Genomic DNA, 4,496 nt, shown 5'->3' with positions numbered 1-4,496 from the left:
GGATCGCGGCGATCGCGCGTGCGGTCGCGGTGTTGCAGGCGATGACGAGCGCCTTTGCCCCTTCGCGGGCCAGCCACTCGCCGATTGCCAGCGTGCGTTCCGTAATGAACGCCTCGTCGCGCGGACCATACGGCGCATGGTGCGAATCGGCGACGTAGATGAACGATTCCTCGGGCAACTGCGCGCGCACGGCGCGCAGCACCGACAGGCCGCCCAGCCCTGAATCGAAGATGCCGACGGGGGCGACGGTCGAGGCCGTCGCTGCGATAACGGAAGGTGTCGACATGAACGGGCTGGGGGCGATAACGGGAAGCGTGGAGAGAGTTTACTCCGGCGAACCCATCATCGTCTGCTGGTAGTTCTGCAGGCCGACCTTGCCGATCAGGTCGATCTGCGTTTCCAGCCAGTCGATGTGCTCTTCGGTGTCGTCGAGGATCTTTTCGAAGATCTCGCGCGATACGTAGTCACGCACCGATTCGCAGTAGGCGATCGCTTCCTTGCAGGTGGACTGCGAGATCTGCTCCAGCTTCAGGTCGCACTTCAGGATCTCTTCGGTTTCCTCGCCGACGAGCAGCTTGTGCAGATCCTGCAGGTTCGGCAGGCCGTCGAGCATGAAGACGCGCTCGATCAGCCAGTCGGCGTGCTTCATTTCGCCGATCGACTCGTCGTACTCGTGCTTGCCGAGCTTCTCGAGGCCCCAGTGCTTGTACATGCGCGCATGCAGGAAGTACTGGTTGATCGCCGTGAGTTCGTTCTTCAACTGGGCGTTCAGATATTCGATGACTTTCTTGTCGCCTTGCATGGCTGTTCCTTGTTCAGTGGGGCTTCAGAAACCGAACGATAATCGCTCGAACGAGAAAAGCCAAGCCTCGAAACCTTGTCTGGCCTGCCTTTTGCATGTAATGAGAATCAGCCTTGAATAACCGGCCGCACTCAATAATGAGAATGAGAAGTAAAAAGGCCGGACTTCCGTCCGGCCTTTCGTTCGATCGCGCTTAAGCGGCTGCGACCGGGATCTTGCCGATCTTGGCCTGCCACTCCTTCGGACCGGTCTGGTGCACCGACGTGCCCGACGAATCGACAGCAACTGTTACAGGCATGTCCTGCACGTCGAACTCGTAGATCGCTTCCATGCCGAGGTCTTCGAACGCGAGCACCTTCGCGCCGCGGATCGCCTTCGACACGAGGTACGCCGCACCGCCGACCGCCATCAGGTAGGCCGCCTTGTGCTTCTTGATTGCCTCGATCGCGACCGGGCCGCGCTCGGCCTTACCGACCATCGAGATCAGGCCGGTTTGCGCGAGCATCGTCTCGGTGAACTTGTCCATGCGGGTGGCCGTCGTCGGGCCGGCCGGGCCGACCACTTCGTCGCGCACCGGATCGACCGGGCCGACGTAGTAGATCACGCGGTTCGTGAAGTCGACCGGCAGCTTCTCGCCCTTCGCGAGCATGTCGGCGATGCGCTTGTGTGCGGCGTCGCGGCCGGTGAGCATCTTGCCCGACAGCAGCAGCGTCTGGCCCGGCGCCCAGCTCGCGACTTCTTCCGGCGTCAGCGTGTTCAGGTCGACGCGCTTGCTGGTTTCCGTGTTCGGTTCCCACTGGACCTTCGGCCATGCGTCGAGCGACGGTGCTTCAAGCTTGGCCGGGCCCGAACCGTCGAGCACGAAGTGCGCGTGGCGCGTCGCCGCGCAGTTCGGGATCAGCGCGACCGGCTTCGAGGCCGCGTGCGTCGGTGCTGCCATGATCTTCACGTCGAGCACGGTCGCCAGGCCGCCGAGGCCCTGTGCGCCGATGCCGAGCGCGTTGACCTTCTCGTGCAGTTCGACGCGCAGTTCCTCGACCCAGTCCTTCGGGCCGCGCGCGATGATTTCCTGGATGTCGATCGGCTCCATCAGCGATTCCTTCGCCATCAGCATCGCCTTTTCGGCCGTGCCGCCGATACCGATCCCGAGCATGCCGGGCGGGCACCAGCCCGCGCCCATCGTCGGCACCGTCTTCAGCACCCAGTCGACGATCGAGTCGGACGGGTTCAGCATCACGAACTTCGACTTGTTCTCCGAGCCGCCGCCCTTTGCCGCGACCTGCACGTCGACCTTGTCACCCGGCACGATCTCGTAGTGGATCACGGCCGGCGTGTTGTCCTTCGTGTTCTTGCGGGCGCCTTCCGGCGGATTGACGATCGACGCGCGCAGCACGTTGTCCGGGTGCGTGTAACCGCGGCGCACGCCTTCGTTGATCATGTCGGTGAGGCCCATCGTCGCGCCGTCCCAGCGCACGTCCATGCCGACCTTCACGAAGATCGTGACGATGCCGGTGTCCTGGCAGATCGGGCGCTTGCCTTCCGCGCACATGCGGCTGTTCGTGAGGATCTGCGCGATCGCGTCCTTCGCGGCCGGGCTCTCTTCCAGCTCGTACGCGCGGCCGAGGGCCTGGATGTAGTCGAGCGGGTGGTAGTAGCTGATGTACTGCAGCGAATCCGCGATGCTCTGGATCAGGTCTTCCTGTTTGATGACGGTCATGGCTGAGACTCTGTGGGGACAGTGGGGAATGCGTTTATGCGTTGGCGGCTGCTTCGGCCGGCTTGCGGGACACGGCCGCGACAGGCGCGTGCGGCTCGTGGAAATGGGCCGGGTGCGTGTGCGTCGTCAGGCGGTCGACCCACGCCATCACGAGCGCCGACACCAGGAACGACACGTGGATGATCACCTGCCACATGATCGCGTGCATCGTGTGCTGATCGGGGTTGATGAAGGTCTTCAGCAGGTGGATCGACGAAATGCTGATCAGCGCCATCGACAGCTTGACCTTCAGCACGCCCGCGTTCACGTGGTCGAGCCATTCGGGCTCGTCGGGGTGGCCCTCGATGCCGAGGCGCGACACGAATGTTTCGTAACCGCCGACGATCACCATGATCAGCAGGTTCGAGATCATCACCACGTCGATCAGGCCGAGCACCGCGAGCATCACGCTGACTTCGTCGAGGCTCGTTGCATGCGACAGCAGGTGCCAGACTTCCTTCAGGAACAGGAACACATAGACGGCCTGCGCAACGATCAGACCGAGGTAAAGCGGAACCTGGAGCCAGCGGCTCATGAAAATCAGCGCGGGAAGCGGGCGAAGCGGGCGACGCAAGGGGCGGCCGGGCGAATGCGGGGCAGACATGTTGAAGGTGCGGGCGCGGTGCGCAGGTATCGGGGGTAATCTTGAAAAGGCGCGCTATTGTAACGCGTCGGCCGGCGCGACTGCAGCGACGCGCCGGCATGGCCAGGGACGGATCAGGAGGCGGCGGCCGGCACGCGTTTCACGCGCAGGCTCGCCAGCACGATCCCGGTGACGACACACGCGAGCGCGATGCCGTGGGCGAGCGTCGGGCGCTCGCCGAGGAACGCGATGCCATACGCGGCCGCGGCGACCGGCAGCACCGCGCTGAACACGCCGGCGAGGCTGCCCGGCACGTGGCGGATACCCTTCATCCACAGCCAGAACGAGAAGATGCTGGCCGACAGGCCGTACCAGACGACGAGTGCCCAGGTACCGGCCGGCACGCTCGCGTAATCGAAATGCCACATCGCCGATGCGCCGAGCGGCAGCATCAGGCACAGGCCGAACAGGTGCGTGTACGCGCAGATGTCGATCGGCGCGAGCGTCTGCGTGAGGCGGCGCGACAGGATCACGTAGATCGATTCGCAGCACACCGCGCCGAGGATCAGCAGGTTGCCGGTCAGCGAAGACGATGCGCCATGCCCGGTCGCGCTGCCGTTCGCGAGGTTGATCGTCACGACGCCGGCGATCGCGAGCGCGATCGACACGAGCGCACGGCCGTTCGGTTTTTCGCGCAGGATCAGCCATGCGAACAGCGCGACGATCGCCGGGATCGTGCTCGTGATCACGCCGGCCGCGACCGCGCTCGTGCGCTGCACGCCGTTCAGCATCAGCAGCGTGAACATGAAGGTGCCGAAGAATGCCTGCAGGAACAGGTTCAGCCATTCGCCGCGCTTGACCGTGCGCATCTTCACCGGGCTGAACAGCGGCCACAGCACGGCGATCGCGATCACGAAGCGCAGCGTGGCGAGGATGGCGACGGGAACGAAGACGACGATCGATTTACCGATACCGACATTGCTGCCGACGAACAGCATCGACAGCACAAGAAAGAAAGCGTAGCGATTCAAGCTGGAATCCGGAAGGCGAGTTCAGTTAGGATTGTAGGGTCGCGCTCGTTGCAGCGTAAAGCTACAAGCGGCGCCGCCCGGCGGGCGAAACGGCCGTGCCGCGTAAGTGACGGGTAAGTTGGAGCGCTTATTGTGGAAACGGTCGGGTCGCCCGGTCGCCATCGTGCGGCATGGTGCGGCGCAGCATCACGCAGCGGCCTTCGGGCCGTGCGTGAGTGGTGGGTAGGAGACAGCGGCGCGCATGCGCCGGCCAAGACGCGCGGCGCGCACGATCGCGCCGCCATGCAGAGGATTCATGTTCACCAAGGGGTAGTCGATGTCTGC

The 4,496-nt window shown here is 64.1% G+C and carries 4 protein-coding genes and 1 pseudogene; all 5 read right to left on the bottom strand.

What is annotated here, in order from left to right; genetic code table 11:
- Positions 1–286: pseudogene (locus tag JYJ84_RS29295) on the bottom strand (aspartate/glutamate racemase family protein); the annotation flags it as partial.
- 39 nt (positions 287–325) lie between these two features.
- Positions 326–802, bottom strand: a complete 477-nt coding sequence (gene bfr, locus JYJ84_RS29290) for a bacterioferritin (protein WP_011352652.1) — start codon at positions 800–802, stop codon at positions 326–328.
- A gap of 193 nt (positions 803–995) precedes the next feature.
- Positions 996–2,519, bottom strand: coding sequence for a fumarate hydratase (locus tag JYJ84_RS29285; RefSeq protein WP_122945864.1), 1,524 nt, complete (start codon positions 2,517–2,519; stop codon positions 996–998).
- Positions 2,520–2,553: 34 nt separating this feature from the next.
- Entirely contained in the window at positions 2,554–3,162 is a 609-nt protein-coding gene (locus JYJ84_RS29280; protein ID WP_175223642.1) for a TIGR00645 family protein, read from the bottom strand.
- Positions 3,163–3,275: 113 nt separating this feature from the next.
- Positions 3,276–4,172, bottom strand: a complete 897-nt coding sequence (locus JYJ84_RS29275) for a DMT family transporter (RefSeq protein WP_122945862.1) — start codon at positions 4,170–4,172, stop codon at positions 3,276–3,278.
- Positions 4,173–4,496 lie beyond the last annotated feature (324 nt).

Origin of the sequence: Burkholderia sp. LMG 13014, assembly GCF_905232215.1 — a bacterium.
In the GTDB taxonomy this organism is placed as follows: domain Bacteria; phylum Pseudomonadota; class Gammaproteobacteria; order Burkholderiales; family Burkholderiaceae; genus Burkholderia.
The sequence above is the reverse complement of the archived record's forward strand: the minus strand, read 5'-3'. Positions and strand labels throughout refer to the sequence as shown.

Bases quoted from the DNA above. Each gene is read 5' to 3' on its own strand.
- bfr (WP_011352652.1), bottom strand. From the start codon at position 802: ATGCAAGGCGACAAGAAAGTCATCGAATATCTGAACGCCCAGTTGAAG.
- JYJ84_RS29285 (WP_122945864.1), bottom strand. From the start codon at position 2,519: ATGACCGTCATCAAACAGGAAGACCTGATCCAGAGCATCGCGGATTCG.
- JYJ84_RS29280 (WP_175223642.1), bottom strand. From the start codon at position 3,162: ATGTCTGCCCCGCATTCGCCCGGCCGCCCCTTGCGTCGCCCGCTTCGC.